The organism is Paenibacillus sp. 01T422 (assembly GCF_056398785.1).
Genome location: NZ_JBFTQB010001503.1, coordinates 1 through 671 on the forward strand (window position 1 = coordinate 1; position 671 = coordinate 671).

Genomic DNA, 671 nt, shown 5'->3' on the forward strand with positions numbered 1-671 from the left:
ATCCAGATCATAGCCCCAATCGTTTTTTAATCCCTTTATATAACTTACGAGATAATCCGCATTATCCTGCGACCATATATTACCATTGCCTACCCAACCTGGCGCTCCCCATTGCAATCCATAAAGCTTGATATTAGGGTTTCGCTTTTTGGCCTCGTTAATAAGCCAAGTTTCATAGCCACGTGTCATATTCGGGTTGGCATTTTCTGCTCTTGTCCTTGCATGACTGGGCTCTGTTCCACTCGTTGAGTTAATATCTCCACCGATTTCTATTTTGAGTTCCTGAAAAGAGGCTCCAAAATTAGGTTTGAAAAGATAATCCAGAATATCGCTGCGATATGGTTCCGGATAGTCAATGAGAAGTTTCGTGTTTCCTCCTCCTCCGCTTATCACGCCCTCTCCGTCATAAACTCTTCCAGAACCGGTTCCGTCCAGATTGACAAGTGTCCCGACAACTCCAGCTCCAGCTTCCGTTACCTTAATGTCATCGGCATAAGCATTACCAGAACCATTTGGGTGATAAAGGTATATCGTTGCTTGGAAACTACCAATGCCTGTTGTAAAGGTCACAGTACCGTTTGTATAATCAGCACTTGATATAGGAATAAATTTCTCCGCGCCTCCATAGTTTTTGACACCAATGTTAATCTGTTGCCCAGATGGCGCCATCG

General features: G+C 43.8%; 1 protein-coding gene. It reads right to left on the reverse strand.

The features are described 5' to 3' along the window. Window positions 1-671 (reverse strand): glycoside hydrolase family 30 protein (locus tag AC1DUA_RS39850; protein WP_477504907.1); only part of this gene is annotated, 671 nt, incomplete at both ends.